This is a genomic window from Campylobacter sputorum subsp. sputorum, assembly GCF_008245005.1.
GTDB lineage: Bacteria > Campylobacterota > Campylobacteria > Campylobacterales > Campylobacteraceae > Campylobacter_F > Campylobacter_F sputorum.
The window spans coordinates 74,032-98,367 of sequence record NZ_CP043427.1 but is presented as its reverse complement, the minus strand read 5'-3'; the positions used below and the strand labels follow the sequence as shown (position 1 = coordinate 98,367).

The window sequence follows — 24,336 nt, the reverse complement described above, 5'->3', positions numbered from 1 at the left end:
TTGGCTAAAATTATGCAAATTTATTAAAAGGCAAATTTATGATAAGTTACAAAGAGGCAGGAGTTGATATAGATGCTGGAAATAGCTTTGTTAATGAGATAAAACCATTTGTAAAATCAACTTTTAGAGGAAATGAAATAGGTTCAATTGGCTCATTTTCTGGTGCGGTAAGATTACCAAGCGGATATAAAAATCCAGCAATTTTAGGAGCAACTGATGGTGTTGGAACAAAACTTCGCCTTGCCATAGATGCAAATATGCTTGATGGCGTTGGAATTGACCTTGTTGCAATGTGCGTAAATGATTTAATTTGCAACTTTGCTACACCGCTTTTTTTCTTAGATTACTATGCTACAGCAAAACTTGACATAGATAGTGCAAAAAGAGTTGTAAAAAGTATAAGCGAGGGATGCAAGATAGCAAAATGCTCATTAATCGGTGGTGAAACAGCAGAAATGCCATCAATGTATCAAGATGGTGATTTTGATTTAGCTGGATTTGCTACAGGTATAGCAGAAATTGATGAGATAGATAGAAGTAAATTTGTAAAAAAAGGCGATATATTAATAGCACTTCCAAGTAGCGGACTTCACTCAAATGGTTTTAGTTTAGCAAGAAAAGTTATAAGCGAACTTGGACTTAAATTTGATGAGAAAATAGGCTCTAAAACACTCATACAAACTCTACTTGAACCAACTAGAATTTATGTAGATGAGTTTTTAAATTTAAAAGACAAAATAAATGCAATGGCACATATAACAGGCGGTGGCTTAGTTGAAAATTTACCTAGAGTTTTTCCTGATGGTATTGGTGCTAAAATAGAAAAAAATGCCATAAAAACTCCTGAGATATTTAACATTATATCAAAATGCGTTGATGAAAAAGAGATGCAAAGAACTTTCAATAACGGCGTTGGAATGGTGTTATGTGTTGATAAAAATAATGTTGATTTTATCCTTAATCAAACAGACGGATATGTTATCGGGGAGCTTTGTAGTGATACAAGCGGAGTAAAACTTATATAAAATTATCCCTTATTTTATAAGGGATTTATCTTAAATTTCCGTGTAAAAATATATTTATTTTCTTGCGAATATGTGCGTCTTTTTCACTTTTTTTTAACTTTATATTTTGATTAAAAAGAAGTCTTCTATATAAAAATGGCTCCCTTACACTAAACCAAAACGACATAACAACGGATTCTAGGTCTTTATCTATAAATTTATTGGCATGTTCTTCTTTTTTTAAAAAACCAACTAAAATTTTATTTATTAATGTTAGCTCATACTCATACATAATCTTTTTTAAATTTATATCTTTTGTAGCAGCTTCGCTAAAAACTAATCTATAAAACATAACCGATTTATCGTTTAAAACAGTATCAAGATAAACATCAGAAAATCTATATAAAAATTCTTCTATGCTAAGATTTTCTTTTAAATCTATTTTTTTATCAATCTCTTTATAAAATTTCTTGATACCATTTTCTAAAATAGCCTTAAAAAGCCCTTCTTTGTTTTTGAAATACTTATAAATAGTAGAAAGTGAACCTCCGCTTTGTGAAACTATATCGCTTAAGCTTGTGTTTGCATACCCTTTTTGTAAAAAAATATCAAAAGAAACTTTTAAAATTTTTCCAAGTCTATTTTGTGTTTTTATAGAAATTTCATCTTGTTTCATAATCTACTTTTTCATTTTATCAAGTATAACTTCTTGTTTTGGATATACAAAAATTGTTTTTCTATCCACACTTATATTTCTATCATCAATAGCATAAGCATTTATTAGTATATCAAAAGGAGTATCAGATCTATGGTCATTGCTTAGTTTTTGATCTGTACTTAAAACTACTATAATTTTTCTCTTAGAACCTGCTTTTATATCTATACTCTCCCTTGGTCTAGATATGGAAATTCTACTATCATTTACATCAAAATAATACTCATGATTTTTATTGCTAGTATTTTGTATAAAAAATGTATAGGCATTATCAACTCGCACATTTTCATCATTTAAATGTATATTGTAAAGCTCAGTGGTTCTATTTATATTTAAAAGCATATTTTCTTTTTTGGTACTCATAAAAGCTAAAACACACAAAACAATTGATATAACAACGATATATCCAATAGTTCTAAACCTTAAATATTTTACTTTATTGCCACTTTCAATAGCATTTTTGCTTGTCCAGTTTATCAAGCTTTTTTTACCAAATTTATCCATGATTTTAGCACAAGCATCGCTACATTCAAGGCAGTTTATGCACTCAAGCTGCATACCTTTTCTTATATCAATGTGTGTTGGACATATATGCACACAAGCATTACAGCCTATACATTCAGCCCCTTCTTCGAGTGGTTTATTTGATATTTTTTCCTTTCCTTTATAAACAACGCCACCTCTTTTTTCATCATAAATAACTTGTATGGTATCATTATCAAACATTACAGATTGTATCCTTGCATAAGGGCAAACATACACACAAAATCTCTCTTGTAAAAATACAATATCAAATATCAAAAATAGCGTTAGAAAAAATATTATCCCAAAAAGTATAGCATGTTCGCTAGGATTTTTTATATAAATAAAAAAATCCTCAGGCGGTATAAAATATAGCATAAAATTTGATGCAATAATTAAAGCACAGCAAGCAAATATAAATATAGCGATAATTTGTTTTACTAAATTTAACTTAGGCTTACTTTGTTTATTTGCAGTGCTTTTTCGTATTTTTAATAATTTTGTTTGTATCACATCTCTAAAAACAACCCTAAATATAGTTTGCGGACAGCTCCAACCACACCAAACTCTACCAGCTAATGTTGTTATGAAAAATATGCTTAAAAAAAGAGTTATCAAAATAAAAGGCATAAGATACATCTCTTGCATATCAAATCTCGTAAACAACAAATGTAGTTCTTTTCTATCAAAGCTTAATAGAAAAAAATGATTACCATCTATGTGTAAAAATGGTAAAGAAAAAAACAAAATAGCCATTAAAACATACACGATATAGCGTTTTTTAGTATAGTAAATCACTGCCAATCCTTATAAATTAATATCTATAAATTTAATATACAAATATATTTTTATTATATCTAGTTTATCTTTTTTAAATATAAATTTGAAATATAAATGTATTTTATTGCTATTTTAAAAAATGGAACATATTTTGCTTTATTAATTCAAACAAAAGTTTACATTAACATTTTGTAAAAACAGTAAAAGGATTTAAAATGGGATTTCGCATTAACACGAATATAGCAGCAATGAATGCACACACTAACAGCGTTGTAAACAATAGAAGTTTAGACAACTCTTTAGGTAGATTAAGTTCTGGTCTTAGAATTCAAACCGCAGCAGATGATGCTTCTGGTCTTGCAATAGCAGATAGTTTACGCTCACAAGCAAGTTCACTTGGTCAAGCTATCGCAAACTCAAACGATGCAATAGGTATCATAAAAGTTGCCGATAAAGCTATGGATGAGCAACTTAAAATTTTAGATACTATCAAAGCTAAAGCAGTTCAAGCAGCACAAGATGGTCAAACAACTGAGTCTCGTCGTGCCATACAAAACGATATTGTTCGCCTTATGGAATCGCTTGATAACATAGGAAATACAACAAGCTTTAACGGACAAAAGTTACTTTCTGGAACATTTATCAATAAAGAGTTTCAAATTGGTGCTTTCTCAAACGAAACCGTAAAAGCAACTATCGGGGCTACAACATCAAATAAGATAGGTTTAACTAGATTTGAAACAGGTGCTGTTATAACAGCTTCTAGTGAAGTAAAATTAAAATTTACAAACGCAGATGGCGTAAATGACTATGAGATAGAAAGTGCTGTTATCTCAACAAGTGTTGGAACAGGTATAGGTGTATTAGCTGAAAATATCAACAAAGCTAGTGATAAAACAGGAATTCGTGCAACTTATAATGTTCAAACAACTGGTAAATCTGCAATCAAAGAAGGAGCAACAACTTCAGCTTTTAAAATAAATGGTGTTACAATTGGTAAAGTAGATTATAAAGCAAACGACTCAACAGGAGCTTTAGTTGCTGCGATAAATGCTGTTAAAGATACAACTGGTGTTGAAGCAAGCGTTGATAGTAGAGGTCACTTAAATTTAACCTCAAGAGATGGCAGGGGTATAAAAATAGAAGGTCTTGCAGGAGATGATGCCAAAACAACAGGTATTAGTGGTCAAACTGAAAATTATGGTCGCTTAAGCCTTATTAGGCTTTCAGGAAATGATATTATAGTTTCTGGTGGAAATATGGGTGGAAAAGCTGGAATAATCGGCTTTGAAAAAGCAAGTGCAACAGCACAAAAAACTGTATCTTTAAGAGAGATTAAAGGTGTTATACAAAAAGATATAGCTTCGGCAATGGGCTTTAATGCAAACTTAAATGTTGAGTTTGTATCTTCGGATAAAACAGCGGGTGTTACAACCTTAAAAGGTGCAATGGCTGTTATGAGTATAGCTGAAACTGCAACTAAAAACCTTGATGCAATTAGGGCTGATATGGGTTCTGTTCAAAATCAAATAACATCAACATTAAATAACATTTCAGTAACTCAAGTAAATGTTAAATCAGCTGAATCTCAAATCAGAGATGTTGACTTTGCTAGTGAGAGTGCAAATTTCTCTAAATTTAACATTCTCGCACAATCAGGAAGTTATGCAATGAGTCAAGCAAATGCTGTTCAACAAAATGTTTTAAAACTTTTACAATAATAATGCAAAATAAAGCCGCTTTAAGTGGCTTTATTTCTTCTAAATTTAATATTCAAATACTTTTGCTATAATCCAACAAATTTATTTAAGGTAAAAAATGTTTGTTGATAGCGTTAAATTTAAAATCAAATCCGGCAATGGCGGTTCTGGGGCATCAAGTTTTAGAAGAGAAAAATTTATTGAGCTTGGCGGTCCAGATGGTGGCGATGGTGGCGATGGTGGCGATGTATATTTTTTAGTTGATAATAACACACATACTCTTGCAAAATATAAAGGAAAAAAACTTCTAAAAGCTTCAAATGGCAAAGGCGGTGAGGGTAAAAAAAGAACAGGAAAAAGAGGAGAGGATTTAATCTTAATAGTTCCGCCAGGAACCATTGTATATGATGACAATAGCGGTGAAATACTACTTGATATGCTAAATGAGGGAGAGAAAAAACTTATACTTAAAGGTGGCAAAGGCGGACTTGGCAATGTGCATTTTAAAAACTCTATAAACCAAGCCCCAACTTATGCACAACCAGGAATTCCTGGCGAAGAGCTAAATATAAGACTTGAGCTAAAATTAATTGCCGATGTAGGTTTGCTTGGCTTTCCAAATGTTGGCAAATCTACGCTAATTTCTACCATATCAAACGCAAAGCCACAAATCGCAGATTATGAATTTACCACACTAACACCAAAGCTTGGTATGGTTGAAGTTGATGAGTATTCTAAATTTATAATGGCAGATATACCAGGTATAATAGACGGAGCAAGTGAGGGAAAAGGTCTTGGACTTAAGTTTTTAAAACATGTTCAAAGAACTCAAATACTGCTTTATATGATAGATAGTGCCAATTATAGAACACTAAGTGAACAATACAATGCTTTAAAATATGAATTAAAAAAATTTTCAAAAGAACTTTATGAAAAAAAATTTGCAATTGCAATAACAAGAATCGATGCTTGTGAGAATTTTGAGCAAAAATACAGAGATTTTTTAAAAGAATTTAATTTTACCCAAAAACAAAATTTTGAGGAATTAGACAGCTCAAAACCGTGTTTTGTAATGCCCATATCAAGTGCCACGAATTTTAATATCAATGAGCTTAAATGGGCTATAATTGAAATTTTAAAAAATAAATAATTTTATAGTTTTTATAAATTTAAAGGTAAAAAATGAAAAAAATTGTAATCAAAGTAGGTTCTCATATCATTAGCGAAGTTGATCACATTAGCGAAGAAAGAGTTGAAAATTTATGCGAATTTTTAATACAATTAAGGCAAAAATATGAAGTTATTTTGGTTAGCTCTGGTGCTGCAAGTGCGGGTAGAGTTAAATTACACATATCAAAAGATGGGGTTGTAGCAAAGCAAATTCTCGCAGCCATCGGGCAGCCATATTTAATGGAAATTTATAGTAAATTTCTTTCTAAACATAAAGTTTTAGCATCGCAAATTTTATTAACAGGAATGGATTTTGATTCTAGAAAAAGAACTCTTCATGCAAAAAATGCCATAGATGGACTTCTTAAAAATAATGTTTTACCTATCATAAACGAAAATGACGCAACAGCCATAGAAGAGATAGTTTATGGAGATAACGACAGGCTTAGTGCAAGTGTAGCAAATTACTTTGATGCCGATTTGCTCGTAATTTTAAGCGATATAGATGGATATTATGATGATGATCCAAGAAAAAATCCAAACGCAAAAATTCACCCCCTAGTAAAAGAGATAAACGAAGATGAATTAAACCAAAAACCACTTCCAGGAAGCCAAATGGGGACTGGCGGAATCACAACAAAACTAAAAGCTGCTGATTTTTTACTCAAAAATAACAAGGAAATGTTTTTGGCAAGTGGATTTGATTTAAGTGTAGCAAAAGACTTTTTACTACACAACAAACAAAGTGGTGGAACGCTATTTAGCAAAAAAGATTTTTAAATTTAATCTTGCGTAATATCACAAAGTGTGGCATTTGTTGCTTTTATAAGATCATTTGGTTTAAGATAAATTTGCTTGCCACGAATGCCAGCACTTACACAAATTTGCTCTTGAGATAAAATTTTTTCATCTATAAAAGTTCTAAAATGTTTTTTCATACCAAGTGGCGAACAACCACCCCTTACATATCCTGTTATTTTTGTTATGTCTTTTAAATTTATAAGCTCACATCTCTTTGCCCCAGCAATTTTTGCCAATGCTTTTAAATTTAAACTCAAATCGCCTTGCAAACAAGCAACTATATACTCATTGTCTGCTTTGCAAACTATGGTTTTATATACTTTTTCTATGCTAATGCCGGTTTTACTAGCCGTATGCACTGCATCTAAATAATCTTTATCAACTTCGTACTCTTTTATCTCATATAATATTTTCAAACCATCTAGTATCCTAGCAGCATTTGTTTTCATTTTAACCCCATTAAGCTTGAACTATATCGTGGAAAACACAGCGAAAGCGAGAATTTACAATCATATCGTCGTGAAAATGACCGAAATACCACTTTTTAAAGTTAATTTTGGCATAAATTTTTTCAAGTTGCAAATTTGCCTCATCATAAAATTGCGACAAATTAAACTCCATAATATCACTAAGTAAATGATTTGGAGCAGTGTGAGTTATGACAAGATCCACGCTAAAATCAAATTTAGCTAGATTTTCCCATGCATTTAGCATATCATTTTCACTTATTTGCTCCTCTTCCCACCACGAAATTCCTGGTGTTCTATAATCTTTATCTATACTTAAAGCTCCACCCATTGTGAAAATTTTCCGTTTATTTAGCGTAAAAATTTCGCCACGCATTAAGTGATAGATATTTTTACTGATTTTGTGTGCTTTTCCACCATTAAAATCGCAAATTTCATAAGAATTAAGACGCGTGAAATTTTCGTGATTTCCATCAATAAAGCAAACAGTGCATTTGAATGTATCAAAATATTTCAGCCATTTTTTCTCTTTATAGTCGCTTACAGATTCCCAAATAAAGCCAAAATCACCTGCAATTATCAAAAAATCATCTTTGCTTAATTTACTATCATCAAAGCGGTCAAATTTCGCACAATCCCTTGGATATCCGCCATGCGTGTCACCTGTTATGAAAATCATTCGTCGCCTTCGAAAAAATCATTATCAATTTGACAAATTTCTTTTATCTCTTTGATTTGCACACCGACTTTATATTTTATCATCAAATCTGCCAAAATATTTTTATCAACAAGCACGAGAGAGGTTGCTACTTGATTATTTGCGTATTTTATCGCATCATCCGAAAAGGTAGAGGTTGTGATAAATAGCCCCTTTTTAGTCTGCTTATCTACCAATGTGCCGACAAATTGTTTTATATCATTAATGCCAACTTTATTGTCCCTATAACGCTTAGCTTGAAAGTATATTTTAGAAAAGCCCAAAATATCCTCATTTACAACGCCGTCAATTCCGCCATCCCTTGTTTTTTGTGTAGTTTCGCCAAGTTTGTAACCATATCCCATTTTATTTAGAAGTTTTGTTACAAATTGCTCGAAAAATTCAGGCTCTTTTTCTAAAATTTTCTCTATCAATTCGCTTTTTAAATCGTCATTTAGGTCGTCAATACCCTTATCAATCTGCTCGTTTGGAGTTTGAATTTCATTTATTTGATGACTTTTATTATAAATTTTATTAAACCACTCACTGAATTTAGTTTCATTTTTTGAAATTTCAAGCCCAAGCGACGTAATTTTATAAGTCGCTCTTGAAACCCGCACTAAAAGGCGGTTTTTATCATCTAAATTTTTAGTGTATGAAAGATAGCTAATAGCCCAACCTATACGATCTACATAAAGTTTTTTACCGCCTTTTAAGAGTAAATTTCTATCATTTTCAGTTAAATTTGCACCTAAAATTTCGCAAATTTCACCTTTTTTACGCTCTTTTTTATCGCTCATAAGTTTCAAAACTGGATAACAAAATTTATCAAAACTCTTCATTTTAAACCCTTAATATCTTACCCCATTTTCTTTCAAAAACCCACGAAGTTCTTCATATTCGCTATTGGTAAAATATCTCCATTTACCCTCTTTTAGCATTCCAAGCTCGATTATGCCATAGCTTACGCGTTTTAAATCCATTACTTCAAGATCAAAATAGCCAAAAAAGCGGCGTAATTCTCTATTTTGACCCTCATTTATCATAACTCTAAGTTTCGTGTATCCGCCGCTTGAACCAAAGATATCGTATGCAACAAATGGCTTAAACTCCATCGATTTTATCGTAGTTTTCGCATGAGCTCCCTTTGTTGCATCTTTTGCAAAAAAGCCCTCTTTCATCGCGGTTTTAACCTCATCTGTAATCTCACCTTTGATTTTAAGATAATACTCTCGTTCTAAATCGCTGTTTGTTAATGCAGTTGCGATAGCTGGTGCGTCTGTTAGCAGCAAGAGTCCCTCACTTGCAAAGTCCAAACGCCCAACGCTAACAAATTTACTAAAACCGCTTGGTAGGCTATCATAAATCGTGCGACGACCACGATCGTCTTTTTTTGTTACTAACTCGCCTTTTTGCTTGTTATAAACAATCATCGTAAAATCTTTTTTAAGCTTTACCAATCGCCCATTTATGCGTATTTTTTCTTCGCCGCTAACTTCTATAAAATCATTGATAATTCTACCATTTACGCTAACTTTTGAGTTTTTTATAAGCTCGTCTGCTTCTCTTCTTGAATAACTTGTATTGTGAGATATAAATTTATTTAACCTCATTTTTTGCATTTTTATAATCCTAATTTTGTTAGTTCGTGAATGTGTAAAACCCCAAGTGGATTATTTGCAATATCCACCACAACTAAAAGCTGAATTTTATACTCTTCTATGATTTTTAATGCATCATAAGCAAGCATATCCGCATTTGTTATAACTTTTGGATTTTTGGTAGCGTAATTTATGGCTTTATCGTTGATATCAAAATTTTCTTTCATCAAAGCTCTACGCAAATCACCATCACTTAAAATAGCTTCTAAATTTCCATTTTTATCTGTCAGCAAAACAGAGCCGAGTTTACCATGCGTCATTGTATCTATGGCTAACTTTAAACTAATATCACTTTGTGCGATAGGTAAAGGTGCTTTTTGCATTACATCTTTTACTTTTAAAAATAGCCTTTTACCCAAACTTCCACCAGGATGAAAATTTGCAAAATCTTCTTTTTTAAAACTATTTTTTCTCATTAAACACACGGCTAACGCATCGCCAAGTGCAAGTGTTAATGTCGTAGAAACCGTAGGAGCTGCTACTATTGAGCACGCTTCTTTTAATATATCAATTTTGATAAATGCATCACTAAATTTACCAAGTGAGCTATTTTTATCTTTTGCCATAGCAATGATTTTATTGCCATATCTTTTTATGTGCGGCATTATGTCTATAAGCTCATCGCTTTCGCCGCTAAATGATATGGCAAGTATGATATCTTCGCTTTGCAGCATACCAAGATCTCCGTGCATAGCCTCAGTTGGGTGCAAAAAAAAGCTAGGTGTTCCCGTGCTTGCCAAAGTTGCAGCTATTTTGGCTCCTATATGCCCGCTTTTTCCAACACCAGTAACTACAACTTTGCCCTTACAATCATTTATCAAATTTATAGCATCTTCTATATCATTTCCGATAATATCAGCATTGCGTAAAAGTTCGTTTCCTTCAAGCCTTAAAACTTCTCTTGCTATTTCTAAAATTTCACTCATTTTATGCCTTTACATTAGATAAATAACTGGAACAATGATAGGATATTTTTTAGTTTTTCTAAATATATGTTTTCTTACAACTTGGCGAATCTGGTTTTCTAACATTTTTTGATCAGACATGGCTTCATCTTTGACATTGCTTAAAAATTGAATTAGCGTCTCTTCCATCTCTTTTGTTAAATTTGAGTTTTGCTTATCGTTTGTAAGACCATAGTTCATAACGCGAGTTTTTATAAGCTTTCTCTGAGATTTATCAATCTGAGCTATGATAATAACAACGCCTGCATCTGCTAAATTTTGCCTATCCATAACGACATTATCGCTAATTTGTTTATTTATCTGATTATCTATAAAAACTTTACCAGTTTTTACGGTTTTAACACGCTTTAAGTATTTTCCACACACTTCCATTTGATCGCCATCATTCATAAGGTAAATATTTGCTTCATTTATACCACAAGAAATTGCTGTTTCTTTATGTTTTACAATGTGATTATATTCACCATGAACCGGTAAGAAAAACTTAGGCTTTATAAGCCTTATCATAAGTTTTTGCTCTTCTTTTGCGGCGTGTCCTGAGACATGAATTTCACTAAAGTCTTGATAAGCAACGCTTGCTCCACTTTTTAAAAGATAGTTTAACACAGTTGAAACACTACTTTCATTTCCAGGAATTGCTTTGGCTGATATGATGATTTGATCGCTTGGTTTTATCTTTATGTATTTATGCTCATCAGTTGCCATTCTATAAAGTGCACTCATTGTCTCTCCTTGAGAGCCAGTTGTTACTATCAAAACTTCATTATCTGGATACTTAACAACCTCATCAGCATCTATAAAATACTTTTTATCTACTTTTATGTAGTTAAGTTGCATTGCAGTAAATAAATTTCTTTCCATTGAGCGACCTATAACACAAATTTTGCGATTATATTTTAACCCTCTTTCTATGGCTTGATAAACCCTATGTATATTTGAGCTAAATGTGCTCATTATAACTCTACCTTTTGACTTACTAAAAATATCATCAAAGGTATTTCCTACACTGCTTTCGCTTTTTGTAAAACCTTCTTTGTGAGAATTTGTGCTATCACTCATCAAAAGTAAAACACCCTTTTCACCATAATAAGCAAGACGATTTAAATCCGTTGGATAGCCGTCTATTGGCGTATGATCTATTTTAAAATCGCCAGTATGTATGATAGTTCCAGCTTTTGTAGTAATTGCAAGAGCTGAAGCGTCTATGATAGAGTGTGTTATATGGATAAACTCTATACTAAAATCCCCTATCTCATAAATTTTACGCTTCTCAACCGGTCTAAAGTAAGATTTTTCAGCCTTTAATCCATGTTCGTCAAATTTATTTGATATCATTCCAAGTGGGAGAGGCGTAGCATATATAGGAAATTTAAATTCTTTAAAAAAGTAAGGCATCGCACCGATATGATCTTCGTGAGCGTGGGTTATAATGATACCTTTTATTTTATTTTTTATCTTTCTTATATAGTCAAAATCAGGTATCAAAATATCAACACCAAGCATATTTTCATCCGGAAAACTCATCCCAACATCAACTATAATCGCACTTGTATCTGTCTCAAAAACAGTCATATTTGCACCAATCTCGCCAAGTCCGCCAAGCGGAGTTATACGAATAGTGTTTTGAGTATTATTGTAGTATTTAAGCGGATTAAGGCGTAAATCATGCATAGCTAAGTTTGATTCTACTGCACTATTTATATTTACTTGCCACTCTTCATTGCCATTTAATTTTATATTAACGGTATTTTTTTTGCTGTGTCTTTTTTTCTTTTTTGCTGTGTCTATTGGCGCACTGTTTTTATCAGCATTTTCATTTGTTTTTTTTGTATTTTCATCGCTATTTTCACTATTTTTCAGCTGTCTTTGAAGATTTTTTTTATGTCTTTTGTATCTATTTTGTTTGTTAAATCTTCTCTCTTCTTGATTAGAATTACTATTTGTTACTTCCTTTTCTTCCATTTTCTGCCTTTAAATTTAAAAAAATTTTTGTATATACGGTGGCATCTATTTCGTGGGCTCTTGCTGTAGGTTGTATATCTAAATTTAAAAAAATTTCATTTAATTTATCTTTAGAAAAACTTGATGATAAATTCTTTATCAATGTTTTTCGCGGTGCTAAAAAACAAGTTTTTAAAAAATCTTTAAATTTAAGATAATCCGAACTATCCAAAATTTTTTCATCTTTTTTTATAAATTTTATGACAGATGAAGTAACCTTTGGCGGTGGAATAAATGAAGTCTTTAAAACATCAAATAAAAGCTGCATATCGCCATTTAAATTTGATATAATAGATAGTGAGCTAAATTCCTTATCGCCAACCCTAGCACAGAATTTCTCAGCAACTTCTTTTTGCACCATTACAACAAAGCCTCTGCATAAAGCATCATCTATAGCATTTAAAACCATTCTTGTAGCAACATAATATGGTAAATTTGCTACTAAAAAATAAGGTTTATCGCTAAGAGACGAGCTTTGCCAAACTTTCAATGCATCATTACAAACTAGCTTAATCTTGTTTCCGAATTTAGATTTCAAAATCTCATAAAGTTCGAAATCTATCTCATAACTTGTAACACTTCCAACTTTTATAAGCTCATTTGTCAAATCACCTAAGCCAGGCCCGATTTCAACTAAGTTTTTTTCATCATCGGGAATCGATTGGATGATTTTATTTAAAACAGTAGCATCTTTAAGAAAATTTTGTCCAAAATGTTTTTTTGCTTTAATCATTGCCAATTTTATCTTAATAATACTTACAAGCTAATTATATATGTTATTTTTTAATCATAAACAAACCATCACAGCCATCTGGGTAGTATGATGGTAAAATTTTTTCTACTACAAAACCAAATTTTTCATATAATGCTATGGAGTTTTTATTATCTTTTCTAACTTCTAATCTTAAATGGCTAAATTTAGTAAGCACAAAGTTTATAAGTGTCGTTCCTACGCCTTTTTGTCTTGCATTTTTACTAATAGCAATTGAGTAAATTCTAGGAATTTTAAGATAAGCAAAAACTAAAATATAACCTAAAATTTGCCCACTATCATCTTTTGCAACATAGAAAAAATTTTTTCTTATGTGGTAGTAAAAACTTGCTCTACTAAGCTCAAATCCACTACCACCAAAAGCCTCATTTTCTATATCTAAAAGTGCATTTATATCTTTTGAGTTTGCTTTTTTTATATTCATTTTTGATAAATTGAGTATTTTATATCAAGTTTAAAAGGTCTATAACTCATCTTAACTTTTTTAAGATTTTCAAAGCCCATATCATCGCCTACATTTATAAACTCACAATTATATTTTTGTTTTAAAATTTTACTAAATTCTCTAAATATAAACTGCGCACATCCAAGAGTTTGGAAATTTGTCTTTTCTATGATAACACTTGCTACGCCTTCATTGATTTTCTCTCCTACACTAAATCCGTGCATTTCATCATCTATATAGATGACTATACCGATAAGTTCAAGCTCTTTATAGAAATTTAGCATTCTTTTTATGGCAGTTTTTTCTTGATAAATTCCCTCCATAAAATCATCAATCTGCTCTTTTGGCATATATTTTATACGCTCTTGAACCCAAATATTGCTTAAAGATATAATGTCGTTTTTATGCTTTGCAACATCAAGTTCTTCTACTCTAAAATTTGGATATGTGTTTTTAAATTTATTTATTTCAGTGCGTTTTGTATGATACGAATTTCCTTTTAGCTCTATAAGATCATCTGTTTTGTAGATATAATCAGCTAATTTTTTTTCAAATACAAAATCCTCAAACACATCAAAAATTATAGCATTAGGATCAAGCGAAGTTGCAAATTTTTCCAAAATAACCTCAGCTACATAATCAATTCTTGCATAATGTTGAGAACTATTGTTCGCATTCATAAGTTCAAAGCAGTGTAAAATCGCATTTTTTAAATTTGAAAGCTTACCAAGTGGCGGTAAAAGCATACTAAGTTCACTTCCAGTCATTATAAAAAGACAAAAACAATCATCAATAATCGCATAAAATCCACTAGAATTTGAAAGCCAAATATAGTTTGATGCAAAAGTATAATCACTTATATCAACTTGCTGATCAAGCCCAAGCTCTGTTAAATACTTTTGCATAATATCTTTTGAGTGTATATCAAATTTATGTAACTCGTAACCATTTATATCAAATTTCATTTCTTATCCTAATATTTAAATTTTCGCAATTATACTCTTAAATTTACACTTTTTATTTAATTTTGAAAAAATAAAATTTAAGGTATAATATATCTAGCTTCAAGGTTTGAAAAAACTAAATTTAAAGGAATATTATGCAAATTGATTGTAGAAATATGGAGTGTCCAAAGCCAGTAATTGAGACAAAAAATGCTTTAGAAAAAATGCAAATAGGCGAAAGTTTGAGTATTTTAGTAAATGATACAACTCCGCTTAATAACATAAAAAAATTTCTAAGCAATTTTGGTATGAATCCAAGTGTAAAAAACTTTGAAAAATACGATGAAATTTGCGTTATAAAAACCAAAGATATAACTGAGATAAATGACAATGAATACAACTGCGAAATGCCATCTTCAAGATCAAAGCTTGTGTATTTTAAAGATGACAAAATAGGACCTATGCCTATTGGCGAAACTGTTTTAACTACATTTTTAACTTCACTTTTAAACTCGCCAGTAAAACCAAAATATATAATATGCGTAAATAATTCAGTTTTAATGACTGCTAATAGAGATCACTATGGATACAAACCACTTAAAGATTTAGAGGATGCTGGTGTTAAAATCATAAGTTGTGGAACTTGTTTAAAAGCACTAAATTTAGTTGATAATCTTAGCATTGGCGAACTTGGAAATGCTTATCAAATAGCAGTTTTACTTATGGAAAATGATGTAATTTCGCTATGATTTATAACAATAAAAAGCTAACAAAATTTGTAAAAGCTGCTGGTTGAGCTGCCAAAATAGACCCGTCGGGTTTAAACAAATACATTGGCACTTTACTAGAAAAAAATGCAAATTTACTATCATCGATTAATAGCAACGAAGATGCGGCAATCTTTAAAATAAACGAAGAATTAGCACTTGTTCAAACTCTTGATTTTATAACGCCTGTGGTAGATGATCCATTTATATATGGTCAAATCGCAGCTGCAAATTCTCTAAGCGATATTTTCGCAATGGGGGGAGAGGTTATAAACGCACTAAATATTATGGGTTTTGATAGCTGTAATTTCGAAAAATCCATAATGAGCGAAATTTTACAAGGCGGTAAAAGCAAAATCAATGAATGTGGCGGGGTTTTAGTAGGCGGACATAGTATAGAAACAAAAGAGATGTATTATGGATTAAGCGTTACTGGTAAAGTTAATCCAAAGCATTTTTGGAGCAATAATACGGCAAAAATTGGCGATATTTTGATTCTCACAAAACCGCTTGGTGTAGGCGTTTTAAGCACTTGCATAAAAGCCGATATGCTAAATTTAAAAGAAATACAAGAAGCCATATCTTATATGATTCAGCTAAATTTCTATGCCATAAGTGCATTAAAAGATATAAAAGTCAGTGCTTGCACCGATATAACTGGCTTTGGCTTACTTGGACATCTTTTTGAGATGAGTAGAGATGATATAAGTTTTGTTTTACAAAAAGATAATATCCCGCTTATGAAATCAGCTATAAAGTATGCAAATATGGGCTTGATACCAGCTGGAAGCTATAAAAATATGGAATTTGTTAAAACATATATTTATAGTAAAGATGAAGTTGATATTTTGTATTTTGACGCACAAACAAGCGGTGGCTTGCTTCTTAGTATTGAGCAAAAAGACGCAAATAAAGCACTTGTAAATTTAAAAAACGCAGGATATGAAAAAAGTGCAATCATAGGCGAAGTTTGCAAAGCAAAAGAGCATAAAATTATAATAAAATAACTATTTATCATAAAAAATTCTAAAGCTAAATTTGCTTTAGAATTTAATCTGAATTATTTATTAAGCTGTTTATCTTTGCCAAAATTTGGGGATCTATGCCCGTGCAAAATACATTTATAACAATCTGTGGAAAATGTTATATAATCAGTGGTTTTTGCAACATTATAAGAGTTATCTGTGATATTATTTACAACTTGTGCCACCATAGCAGTTATAAGCATTCCTATGATATTATTATTGCCATTACTTGCTGATTGAGTTATCTTTTCACTTCTATCCCAAAGCAAATTTCCATTTTTCAAATCTATTAATTTTACAGAAATTTCAATTGTAATTTGTGTATCAAGTAAAGCATACCTAGAACCATAATCTTTAACATCTATAAATAAAACACTATCAGCCGAGTAAATTTCTCTTAGTTTATTAAGCGGAATTTGAGCTATATCTTCGCCACTAAAAATTCCATTGCTCTTAAAAGTTTCATTAACTAAAGTTACTGGAAACACATAATAACCTGCTTCACTTAAAGGCAAAATGGCATTTGTTAAAATCGCCGTTGCCGCCTTTGGCTCTAACGAATCGTTTTTTGGCATAACCACCAAAATTGATTTTGGTCTTGATTGCAAAAAATTAGAATAATCATAAACATCTGGCTCTTTTGGTGCACAACCACTGAATAAAAACAATGTCAAAAACGATAAAAAAATTAAAAACTTAAATCTCATTTTTTATCCTTTTTAGTTTTTGTAATTGATTTGGTTTTACTGCTTTTTAGAAATTCCACATACTGCCTTGATTCTTCAAAAAGCTCCGCTTCTTTGTCTAAATAAGCAAAAAACTTCTCATCATTTCCATTTTTGTGATACATCAATCCCAGATGTGCATAAAGACCCGGTGGAACTTTTTCGTTTTTTTCATAAGCTTTTTGGATATATTTTTCTAAATTATCTATCTGTTCGTTTATATCGCCCTCTTCATTAAGATAGTTATAAACAGATTCCTCATAACTTGCATCCCAATAGTATATTGGCTTTTTAGAAGCGGCGCAACCTGATAAAAGCATCACAAATATACCTAAAAACAATATTTTATACGGTTTCATTTCCACTCTTTATTATCAAGTCCTAAACCTAGGTTATTAACAGCTTCATTTATTGAAAGGCTTAAAACCTTACCATTTAGCGTTGCGTCATATCCAGCAGTTCCGCCAAAACCTATAACTTCACGATTTGAAAGAGAGTATTCGCCAGCACCTTGCGTAGAATATACAATTTGAGAAGTCTTAACATCAACGATATTTAAATTTACTTTTGAATACGCAATTTGAGTTTTTCCGCGACCCAAAATACCAAATAATTGATGATCACCCACTGTTTTTCTACCAAATTCAACAACATCGCCAGTTATAACATATCTAGCACCTTTTATATCTTGTGTTGCTTTAGAAAAACCGCTTTCTTGAGCGATTGCTTTTAAATTTGTTCTATCTAAAACATCAAATCTTCCAGTTTGTTGCAAACTTGTTGCAAGTATGGTTTGAGCTTGATTTCCAAGTCTATCCTCACCATCTGAAAATATACCATTTTGATATGACGATTGGTTGTTAAATCTTCCTATGGATACTGGTATTTTTTCGCCTTTATATGCAACCTTTGATATCTCAACTTTTGGTACTTCAACCACTCTTGAGCTTTCACTAGCACAACCAACAAACAGCACAGCAGCACATATTGAGATTAAAATTTTTTGTTTCATTTTTATGCCTTATAATAAAATTTTGTAAATATACCTTAAATTTTATAAAAACGGTATAAATTTAGTTATTTTTTTATAGCTTTTTGAAATTTAGCATAGTATTTGTTTTGTTTTGCGTCTTCAAAAGTGCCATTATATACAACTTCACCATTTTCAAGGATAAGAGCGTTTTTACATAAAAATTTAGCTACTTCTAGGTTGTGAGTTATCAAAATATAAGAAATATTATAATTTTTTTTAAGTTCTTTTAGTAAGATAAGAAGCTTTTTTTGGTTTAAAAAATCAAGCCCACTTGTTATCTCATCAAGTATCAAAAACTTTGGTTTTACAATAAGCGCTCTTGCAAGTGCAATTCTTGCTGACATTCCGCCACTTATCTCATAAGGTTTTTTATCCAAAATATCTTCTTTTAATCCTAAATTTTCTAATATTTTCAAAAGATCTGATTTATCAAATTTGATATTAAAATTCAAATAAACATCTTTAAAAAGTTGCATTATGCTTCTTTTTGGATTAAGTGATAAATGCGTATTTTGAAAAACATATTGTATATGGCTTCTTAGTTTTCTTTGTTCGTTAAATTTAAGATTAGTTATGTTTATATCATCAAGATAAATTTCGCCTTTATCGCAAATTTCGAGCATACACAGCATTCTAGCAAGAGTGCTTTTTCCACTTCCGCTACTTCCTAAAATAGCCAAATCCTCGCCACTTTTAATTTCAAAATTTATATCTTTTAAAATCTCTAGCTTTTCATAATGTTCTAAAATATGCCTTTTTATGAGATAATTTTTATGTAAATTTACAACCTTTAATCTACTCATTTAGTTTAACTTTCCACACAAAATTTCTTTTGTCAGCTCTTCTTTAGGGTTTGTAAATATTTCAAATTTAGAATTTGTTTCTATTATACTGCCACTATCAAACACACAAATTTCATCCGCAAGCTCATAAACAACATGCGGATCGTGTGTTATGATGATGAAATTTATCTCATTTTTAAGCTCTTTTAATATATCTATGATATTTTGTGCATTAATGCTATCAAGCGAACTTGTTATTTCATCGCAAATAAGCAGTTTTTGTTTCATACATAAATTTAGAGCAATTTGCACTCTTGCTAACATTCCGCCACTTATTTGCATCGGAAAAGAATGCCATAAAAGCTCCACATCGTCAAAACCAAGACGAAAAAATGTTTCAAAAGCTATTTTTTTAATTTCCTTAACATCTTTGTAGTGATTTTTTAAAGTTGTGATAAAAATATCGCCTATATTATAAAGCGGATGAAAGCTCTCACCGGCATTTTGAAAAATAAGCCCTACATCAAATTTGCGGTAATTTACAAGTTCTTTTTTACTAAATGATAAAACTTTTTTGCCAAGAATTTCAAATTTGCTTGCATTTAAAACAAACTCGTTTCCTAAAAGATTTATTAAAGTTCTTGCAAACATAGACTTACCGCTACCACTTTGCCCGATAATACCAAGTGTTTTGCCATTTTTGATATTTAAGTTTATATTTTTTAAAATATGATGATTTTTATATATTAAATTTAAATTTTCTATATTTATCAAGCATAAATCCTATCTTTTTGCTCTATGAAATTTCCTATATAAAGCACACAAATAATAAGCAAAAACAGCACAATACCAGGATAAAATATAATCCACCAAGCTCCAACAAACATAGCATTAGTAGAATCATTTAGCATATTACCTAAACTTGCTTTGCCAACAGGAACACCTATACCAAAAAAACTGAGCACAGCTTCAGTTGCTATGGCATGAGCGAAATTTATACTAAAAAATACCATTAATATGCTAAATAAATTTGGTAAAATCTCTTTAAAAATAATATTAATTTTTGAACTTCCAAGAACAATTGCGGATTTTACAAACTCTTGGCTTGATATCTTTTCATACTCATTTCGCATAACTCTTGCTGTTTGCATCCATAAACTAAGCGAGATTACAACAATCATATTTATAATCCCAGCATCCAAAATAGCACTAAAAAACATTATAAAGAGCATCATAGGCATAGCCAAAAATCCATCTACAATTCTCATCATTATGTGATCTATGATTTTTGGAGAAATTGCAGCCAAAAAAGCATAAATTACCCCTATAAAACAGCTAAAAAATGCACTAAAAAAACCAACTATCAAAGAAATTCTAAGAGCATATAAAATTCTAGTTAAAATGTCCCTACCTAGCATATCTGTACCAAAAATATAAGTAGAATTTGGAGCAAGTCTGGCAGATTCAAGATTTACATAATCTGGATTAAAATGCGTAATAAACGGTGCAAATAAAGCTAAAATCGCTAATACAATAATAATCAAAAAAGCAAAAAGAAACTTTTTCATAAGCTTTTTTGCCCTCTATTTATAATAATGCAAAGTATTTTTGCAAACAAATTGCCAAATACGGCAAAAACAGCAGTTAGCAAAATAACAGCCAAAATTACAGAATAATCTTTACTAAGTATAGAAGTTATCGCTAGTTCACCAAGTCCAGGATACAAAAAAATGCTCTCTATAATGTAAGAACCAGTTATTAGTGCAGCAAAATTTGCTCCTATATAGCTAATTATAGGCACTAATGAATGCTTTAAAACGCCTTTATAAATTTCAAATTTACTAACACCTCTTGCAAACATAGCAAATACAAAAGGTTGTTTTAATGAGACCAAAAAACTGCTTCTTACCACTCTTATATAAAGCCCGATATGAGCCACAAAAAGCACAAGAAGTGGCAAAACTATATGATAAGCCCTACTTTTTAAACTATCATCGCCAAGTGCATGAAGACCTGAAGTTGGGAAAATTCCAAAATGCACCGAAAATACCATAATTGCTACTAACGCAATCCAAAAAGATGGCATACAAACAAAACCAAACGATACAAAAGTTATAGCATGATCTATAAATTTATTCTCATTTAATGCACTAATTATCCCAAAAATAAGCGAAAAAATGATAAGAAGTATTAAATTTAGACCATTTAAAATGATTGTATTTAAAAATCTCTCATTAAAAAGCTCATTAATACTTCTAAAATCTATTAAAGAATAACCAAAATTTCCGCATAATGCATTTTTTAACCACGAAAAATACTGCACTAAAAAAGGTCTATCAAGACCAAGTTTGTGAGAAATTTGCTCTTTTATAGCCTCGCTTACAACCTCTGGTCTTGAAAACATTGCATAAACAGCGTCAGTTGGCAGTAAATACGCAACCAAATATATGCAAAAACTAAGACAAAATAGTAGCAATATCGCCGAAAAAAGCTCTTTTGATATAAGACTTTTCAACTATTTAACTACTCTTTTATCCAATCTTTTACATTCCAAGCAAAACCGCCGCCATGATGACCCAATACATGTGGTTTTATACCTGAAATTTTAGCATTATAAACAAGTGGAAACTCAAGATACGCTATAAATATAAATGGCGGATTTTCATAAATAGCTTCTAAAAATTTACTATAATAAACTTTTCTATCTTCTATCTTGGCTAAACTTCTAGCCTTGAAAAGAGCTTCATCTACATTTTTATCATTATAATGGCTATAATTCCAACCATTTGGATCTACACTACTATCAGCAAAACTGCCAAAAATTCTATATGTATGAAAATCCGGATCAAATGGAGAACCCCAGCCTATTAAAAATGTATCAACATCTGAAATTTTAAATGAGCCTTGTGGTTTTGCATAAGCTGTAGCATTTATACCAATTTTTTGAAAATCGCTTGATAAAATATTTGCAAGACTTACACGCAAAGGATCCGTATTGTAAGCATATATGCCAAATTTAAGCTCTTTGCCATCTTTTTGAAAATATCCATTTTTATTTTTACTCCATCCATTATCTTGCAAAATTTTTATAGCTTTTTGTGGGTTGTATTCAAATTTAGCAACATTTTCATCATTTGCCCAGCTTTTTTCTATAGGATTATTTGCAACGCTTCCATAACCATGTAAAATATTTTTTACTATAGCTTCTTTATTTACTGCATAATTTAGAGCCTTGCGAACATTTTTATCTTTAAAAAGTTCATTTTGCATATTAAACATCAACGCTCTATAATCCGCACTATCTTCTTTTAAGATTTTCAAATTTGGATTTTTTGAAAGCTTTATAGCCATATTTGGCTCACTTAATGCCGCGTCTAACTCGCCTTTTTGTAGTTGCATAGCTGCGACATTAAAATCAGGTACAAATTTCATATAAACATTTTTTGTTTTTGCAACGCCGCCATAATATTTGTCAAAAGCTTCAAATTTAAGATATTTTCCTTTATTCCATTCTACTAATTTATAAGGTCCTGTACCAATAGGTGCATTGTTGTAGTTATCTACGCTTAAATCTTTGCCGTCTAAAATATGCTTTGGAAGCATACCTATGCTAAGAGCCGATAAAAGCGGTTCAAAAGGTGTTTTTAGCGTAATTTTTATCTTATACGGACTTAAAACCTCAACTTTGTCTATAGGTTCGTAATTTGCTTTTGCAGGAGAACTTAACTTCTCATCAAGTGCAGTTTGTATAGTAAATTTAACATCATCTGCACTAAATTTCTCTCCATCGTGCCAATACGCATCATCTCTTAATTCAAATGTATAAACTTTTCTATCTTTACTTATCTCCCAGCTTTTTGCAAGATCTGGAACTATTTTCATATTTTCATCATGAGTTGTAAGTCCTGAAAATATGAGATCTAACGCACTATCATGATCTTCATCAAAAAGTGGATTTATCTTAGGCGTTTCGTTTTCTACACCAATGATAATAGTATCACTTTTGGCAAAAGCTAAAGTATTTATCATAAATACTGATAGCAAAACAAACAATATTTTTTTCACATCTGCTCCTTATTAAAAAAATTACAATTATTGTAACATAAATTTTATGAAAATAATACTCTAAATAATATATTTTATATAAATTTATTACTAAAATTATAAAATGCAAAACTATGATTTTTATAGCGTAGTGTAACTAATCAAAATATTAAAATAATTCGTTTTTAAAAGTCAAATTTAAATATCTGTTTTTAAATTTTAGAGCCACTGCAGGGCATAGTGGCTCTATGAAAACTCTAAAATCTACAAAAACCCATCTTTTTTGAGTTTTTCTAAAACAATGTCTCTTGTCGCATTCATTTCTCTTTCGTAGATTTTATACTCTGGATTAAAGTAGTTTAGCATATTTTTAAGCCCGTTGTGTCCAGTTTCCACATGACAACTAGCACAACCAATTTTTTTGTCTGTATTTAACAAACTTGTGTAATGTTCGTGCATTTGCTTACCTTTTGGGCTAATTTCAGGCAAGTTTTGGAAATTTACGTGGCACTTCAAACAGCCATCGTCAAATACAAACTCATCTCGCCTTGCTCTATTAGAATGCCAGTCGATATTTTTAGGATCACCAAAGAAATGTATATAACCCTCTAAAACTCCATTTTTAGCCTTTGTAAAAATGTAGTTAAAAATATTATTATGCGGCATATGACAATCCACGCACTGAGCTTTTATCCCCATTTTTCCAGCACCGCCATGAACATCATTGTGATAAGAAGCTACCATCGGTGCCATTTCGTGGCAAACTATGCAAAATTTATCCCCACCAGTCCTTGTAACGCCCTCATATGTTGCGTAACAAACAACAACTCCGATTAAAAAACCAACACAAATAAATGATAAAATTTTCTTTTTCATGGCGTAGGCCTCATCCATTGTTTAACCTCAGCTTCGTGGCATTCATCACACATATTTATAGGTTTTGAATGCTCCATATGACACTCATCACAATACAAATTTGGTCCATCATGAACCGAATTATGCGGATTTGCTTTCAAAGTATCCATAAATCCTGTTCTTTTAGCCATATATTTTTTGCTTTTATGACACGATAAACAGCCCTCATCGCCGGGATTTTTAAATTTAGCAGGATCACTTCCTTGATTATCATGACAGTGAATACAATCAAAATGAAGCTTTGCGTGATGTGGTTTGATTTTGTGTTTTGCTCTAAGCTCATCACTAATTTCTAAAATAGAAACAATCGCACTTTTAGATGAATTTTCTTCGCCAAATAGTGTATTTGAAATACAACCAAAAAGTAAAAAACTAAACAAAAGTCGCATATATTTCATTGT

At 31.1% G+C, this 24,336-nt stretch carries 27 protein-coding genes; 6 read left to right on the top strand and 21 right to left on the bottom strand.

Translation table 11 applies throughout. The annotated features are described in order from the left end of the window. Positions 1-38: 38 nt before the first annotated feature. On the top strand, positions 39-1,025 hold the full coding sequence (gene purM / locus CSPT_RS00505; RefSeq protein WP_089181806.1) for a phosphoribosylformylglycinamidine cyclo-ligase: 987 nt from the start codon (positions 39-41) through the stop codon (positions 1,023-1,025). Positions 1,026-1,050: 25 nt separating this feature from the next. Here the strand turns inward: purM and CSPT_RS00500 are convergent, their stop codons facing one another. Both CSPT_RS00500 and ccoG read right to left on the bottom strand, forming a co-directional pair. Then, positions 1,051-1,680, bottom strand: a complete 630-nt coding sequence (locus tag CSPT_RS00500; RefSeq protein WP_089181805.1) for a TetR/AcrR family transcriptional regulator — start codon at positions 1,678-1,680, stop codon at positions 1,051-1,053. Between the two features lie 3 nt (positions 1,681-1,683). Beyond that, positions 1,684-3,039 (bottom strand): cytochrome c oxidase accessory protein CcoG, encoded by a 1,356-nt coding sequence (ccoG, locus tag CSPT_RS00495; RefSeq protein ID WP_089181804.1) that lies wholly within the window; start codon positions 3,037-3,039, stop codon positions 1,684-1,686. Positions 3,040-3,236: 197 nt separating this feature from the next. Between ccoG and CSPT_RS00490 the strand changes: the two genes are divergently transcribed. From CSPT_RS00490 to proB, 3 genes are all read left to right on the top strand, one after another. Beyond that, positions 3,237-4,742, top strand: coding sequence for a flagellin B (locus tag CSPT_RS00490; protein WP_089181803.1), 1,506 nt, complete (start codon positions 3,237-3,239; stop codon positions 4,740-4,742). A gap of 97 nt (positions 4,743-4,839) precedes the next feature. Beyond that, positions 4,840-5,871 carry a GTPase ObgE gene (gene obgE, locus CSPT_RS00485; RefSeq protein ID WP_089181802.1) on the top strand — a complete coding sequence of 344 codons (1,032 nt, stop codon included), beginning with the start codon at positions 4,840-4,842 and terminating at the stop codon, positions 5,869-5,871. A 32-nt stretch (positions 5,872-5,903) separates the two neighbouring features. After that, a complete protein-coding gene (gene proB / locus CSPT_RS00480; RefSeq protein ID WP_089181801.1) occupies positions 5,904-6,671 on the top strand; it encodes a glutamate 5-kinase in 768 nt (255 codons plus the stop codon). 2 nt (positions 6,672-6,673) lie between these two features. Here the strand turns inward: proB and ybaK are convergent, their stop codons facing one another. The 9 genes from ybaK to CSPT_RS00435 are packed head-to-tail and all read right to left on the bottom strand — an operon-like array spanning position 6,674 to position 14,665. Then, complete coding sequence (ybaK, locus tag CSPT_RS00475; RefSeq protein ID WP_089181800.1) at positions 6,674-7,141, bottom strand: Cys-tRNA(Pro) deacylase; 468 nt, start codon at positions 7,139-7,141, stop codon at positions 6,674-6,676. A 10-nt stretch (positions 7,142-7,151) separates the two neighbouring features. Continuing rightward, positions 7,152-7,838 (bottom strand): metallophosphoesterase family protein, encoded by a 687-nt coding sequence (locus tag CSPT_RS00470; protein WP_089181799.1) that lies wholly within the window; start codon positions 7,836-7,838, stop codon positions 7,152-7,154. Continuing rightward, complete coding sequence (locus CSPT_RS00465) at positions 7,835-8,698, bottom strand: restriction endonuclease (protein ID WP_089181798.1); 864 nt, start codon at positions 8,696-8,698, stop codon at positions 7,835-7,837. The genes CSPT_RS00470 and CSPT_RS00465 overlap by 4 nt, the downstream gene beginning before the upstream one ends. 9 nt (positions 8,699-8,707) lie before the next feature. Next, positions 8,708-9,478: a pseudouridine synthase gene (locus CSPT_RS00460; protein WP_089181797.1), complete on the bottom strand. Its 771-nt coding sequence runs from the start codon at positions 9,476-9,478 to the stop codon at positions 8,708-8,710. Between the two features lie 2 nt (positions 9,479-9,480). Then, a complete protein-coding gene (locus tag CSPT_RS00455) occupies positions 9,481-10,443 on the bottom strand; it encodes a KpsF/GutQ family sugar-phosphate isomerase (RefSeq protein ID WP_089181796.1) in 963 nt (320 codons plus the stop codon). A 9-nt stretch (positions 10,444-10,452) separates the two neighbouring features. Then, positions 10,453-12,444, bottom strand: coding sequence for a ribonuclease J (locus CSPT_RS00450; RefSeq protein ID WP_089181795.1), 1,992 nt, complete (start codon positions 12,442-12,444; stop codon positions 10,453-10,455). Next, positions 12,419-13,216 (bottom strand): 16S rRNA (adenine(1518)-N(6)/adenine(1519)-N(6))-dimethyltransferase RsmA, encoded by a 798-nt coding sequence (rsmA, locus tag CSPT_RS00445; protein WP_089183274.1) that lies wholly within the window; start codon positions 13,214-13,216, stop codon positions 12,419-12,421. The genes CSPT_RS00450 and rsmA overlap by 26 nt, the downstream gene beginning before the upstream one ends. 43 nt (positions 13,217-13,259) lie before the next feature. Next, entirely contained in the window at positions 13,260-13,679 is a 420-nt protein-coding gene (locus CSPT_RS00440) for a GNAT family N-acetyltransferase (protein WP_089181794.1), read from the bottom strand. Next, complete coding sequence (locus tag CSPT_RS00435; protein ID WP_089181793.1) at positions 13,676-14,665, bottom strand: DUF2156 domain-containing protein; 990 nt, start codon at positions 14,663-14,665, stop codon at positions 13,676-13,678. The genes CSPT_RS00440 and CSPT_RS00435 overlap by 4 nt, the downstream gene beginning before the upstream one ends. Before the next feature lie 134 nt (positions 14,666-14,799). On the opposite strand from CSPT_RS00435, the gene yedF reads away from it, so the two are divergent. Beyond that, a complete protein-coding gene (yedF, locus tag CSPT_RS00430; protein WP_089181792.1) occupies positions 14,800-15,393 on the top strand; it encodes a sulfurtransferase-like selenium metabolism protein YedF in 594 nt (197 codons plus the stop codon). Continuing rightward, positions 15,390-16,418 (top strand): selenide, water dikinase SelD, encoded by a 1,029-nt coding sequence (gene selD / locus CSPT_RS00425; protein WP_089181791.1) that lies wholly within the window; start codon positions 15,390-15,392, stop codon positions 16,416-16,418. The genes yedF and selD overlap by 4 nt, the downstream gene beginning before the upstream one ends. Positions 16,419-16,471: 53 nt before the next feature. Here selD and CSPT_RS00420 read toward each other — a convergent pair whose 3' ends face one another. From CSPT_RS00420 to CSPT_RS00375, 10 genes are all read right to left on the bottom strand, one after another. Next, the gene (locus CSPT_RS00420; RefSeq protein ID WP_089181790.1) at positions 16,472-17,143 is read right to left on the bottom strand and encodes a DUF799 domain-containing protein; all 672 of its coding nucleotides are present in this window, start codon (positions 17,141-17,143) and stop codon (positions 16,472-16,474) included. Then, entirely contained in the window at positions 17,140-17,520 is a 381-nt protein-coding gene (locus CSPT_RS00415; protein ID WP_089181789.1) for a DUF4810 domain-containing protein, read from the bottom strand. Before CSPT_RS00415 ends, CSPT_RS00420 begins: the two co-directional genes overlap by 4 nt. Further along, positions 17,517-18,173, bottom strand: a complete 657-nt coding sequence (locus CSPT_RS00410) for a CsgG/HfaB family protein (protein WP_089181788.1) — start codon at positions 18,171-18,173, stop codon at positions 17,517-17,519. The genes CSPT_RS00415 and CSPT_RS00410 overlap by 4 nt, the downstream gene beginning before the upstream one ends. Positions 18,174-18,238: 65 nt before the next feature. Next, on the bottom strand, positions 18,239-18,997 hold the full coding sequence (locus CSPT_RS00405; RefSeq protein WP_089181787.1) for an ABC transporter ATP-binding protein: 759 nt from the start codon (positions 18,995-18,997) through the stop codon (positions 18,239-18,241). Next, a complete protein-coding gene (locus CSPT_RS00400) occupies positions 18,998-19,750 on the bottom strand; it encodes an ATP-binding cassette domain-containing protein (RefSeq protein ID WP_089181786.1) in 753 nt (250 codons plus the stop codon). Continuing rightward, positions 19,747-20,544, bottom strand: coding sequence for an ABC transporter permease (locus CSPT_RS00395; protein ID WP_089181785.1), 798 nt, complete (start codon positions 20,542-20,544; stop codon positions 19,747-19,749). Before CSPT_RS00395 ends, CSPT_RS00400 begins: the two co-directional genes overlap by 4 nt. Beyond that, positions 20,541-21,491 (bottom strand): ABC transporter permease, encoded by a 951-nt coding sequence (locus CSPT_RS00390; protein WP_089181784.1) that lies wholly within the window; start codon positions 21,489-21,491, stop codon positions 20,541-20,543. Before CSPT_RS00390 ends, CSPT_RS00395 begins: the two co-directional genes overlap by 4 nt. 8 nt (positions 21,492-21,499) lie before the next feature. After that, positions 21,500-23,005: an ABC transporter substrate-binding protein gene (locus CSPT_RS00385; RefSeq protein ID WP_089183273.1), complete on the bottom strand. Its 1,506-nt coding sequence runs from the start codon at positions 23,003-23,005 to the stop codon at positions 21,500-21,502. A 279-nt stretch (positions 23,006-23,284) separates the two neighbouring features. Then, positions 23,285-23,914, bottom strand: a complete 630-nt coding sequence (locus CSPT_RS00380; RefSeq protein ID WP_089181783.1) for a cytochrome c3 family protein — start codon at positions 23,912-23,914, stop codon at positions 23,285-23,287. Further along, positions 23,893-24,324, bottom strand: a complete 432-nt coding sequence (locus CSPT_RS00375; protein ID WP_374188427.1) for a cytochrome c3 family protein — start codon at positions 24,322-24,324, stop codon at positions 23,893-23,895. The genes CSPT_RS00380 and CSPT_RS00375 overlap by 22 nt, the downstream gene beginning before the upstream one ends. Positions 24,325-24,336 lie beyond the last annotated feature (12 nt).

Bases quoted from the DNA above. Each gene is read 5' to 3' on its own strand.
- CSPT_RS00455 (WP_089181796.1), bottom strand. From the start codon at position 10,443: ATGAGTGAAATTTTAGAAATAGCAAGAGAAGTTTTAAGGCTTGAAGGA.
- rsmA (WP_089183274.1), bottom strand. From the start codon at position 13,216: ATGATTAAAGCAAAAAAACATTTTGGACAAAATTTTCTTAAAGATGCT.
- purM (WP_089181806.1), top strand. From the start codon at position 39: ATGATAAGTTACAAAGAGGCAGGAGTTGATATAGATGCTGGAAATAGC.
- CSPT_RS00470 (WP_089181799.1), bottom strand. From the start codon at position 7,838: ATGATTTTCATAACAGGTGACACGCATGGCGGATATCCAAGGGATTGT.
- CSPT_RS00450 (WP_089181795.1), bottom strand. From the start codon at position 12,444: ATGGAAGAAAAGGAAGTAACAAATAGTAATTCTAATCAAGAAGAGAGA.
- CSPT_RS00395 (WP_089181785.1), bottom strand. From the start codon at position 20,544: ATGAAAAAGTTTCTTTTTGCTTTTTTGATTATTATTGTATTAGCGATT.
- CSPT_RS00465 (WP_089181798.1), bottom strand. From the start codon at position 8,698: ATGAAGAGTTTTGATAAATTTTGTTATCCAGTTTTGAAACTTATGAGC.
- CSPT_RS00410 (WP_089181788.1), bottom strand. From the start codon at position 18,173: ATGAAACAAAAAATTTTAATCTCAATATGTGCTGCTGTGCTGTTTGTT.
- CSPT_RS00375 (WP_374188427.1), bottom strand. From the start codon at position 24,324: ATGCGACTTTTGTTTAGTTTTTTACTTTTTGGTTGTATTTCAAATACA.
- yedF (WP_089181792.1), top strand. From the start codon at position 14,800: ATGCAAATTGATTGTAGAAATATGGAGTGTCCAAAGCCAGTAATTGAG.
- CSPT_RS00435 (WP_089181793.1), bottom strand. From the start codon at position 14,665: ATGAAATTTGATATAAATGGTTACGAGTTACATAAATTTGATATACAC.
- CSPT_RS00405 (WP_089181787.1), bottom strand. From the start codon at position 18,997: ATGAGTAGATTAAAGGTTGTAAATTTACATAAAAATTATCTCATAAAA.
- CSPT_RS00385 (WP_089183273.1), bottom strand. From the start codon at position 23,005: ATGATAAATACTTTAGCTTTTGCCAAAAGTGATACTATTATCATTGGT.
- CSPT_RS00415 (WP_089181789.1), bottom strand. From the start codon at position 17,520: ATGAAACCGTATAAAATATTGTTTTTAGGTATATTTGTGATGCTTTTA.
- CSPT_RS00500 (WP_089181805.1), bottom strand. From the start codon at position 1,680: ATGAAACAAGATGAAATTTCTATAAAAACACAAAATAGACTTGGAAAA.
- CSPT_RS00490 (WP_089181803.1), top strand. From the start codon at position 3,237: ATGGGATTTCGCATTAACACGAATATAGCAGCAATGAATGCACACACT.
- proB (WP_089181801.1), top strand. From the start codon at position 5,904: ATGAAAAAAATTGTAATCAAAGTAGGTTCTCATATCATTAGCGAAGTT.
- CSPT_RS00460 (WP_089181797.1), bottom strand. From the start codon at position 9,478: ATGCAAAAAATGAGGTTAAATAAATTTATATCTCACAATACAAGTTAT.
- CSPT_RS00420 (WP_089181790.1), bottom strand. From the start codon at position 17,143: ATGAGATTTAAGTTTTTAATTTTTTTATCGTTTTTGACATTGTTTTTA.
- CSPT_RS00380 (WP_089181783.1), bottom strand. From the start codon at position 23,914: ATGGATGAGGCCTACGCCATGAAAAAGAAAATTTTATCATTTATTTGT.
- obgE (WP_089181802.1), top strand. From the start codon at position 4,840: ATGTTTGTTGATAGCGTTAAATTTAAAATCAAATCCGGCAATGGCGGT.
- CSPT_RS00440 (WP_089181794.1), bottom strand. From the start codon at position 13,679: ATGAATATAAAAAAAGCAAACTCAAAAGATATAAATGCACTTTTAGAT.
- ybaK (WP_089181800.1), bottom strand. From the start codon at position 7,141: ATGAAAACAAATGCTGCTAGGATACTAGATGGTTTGAAAATATTATAT.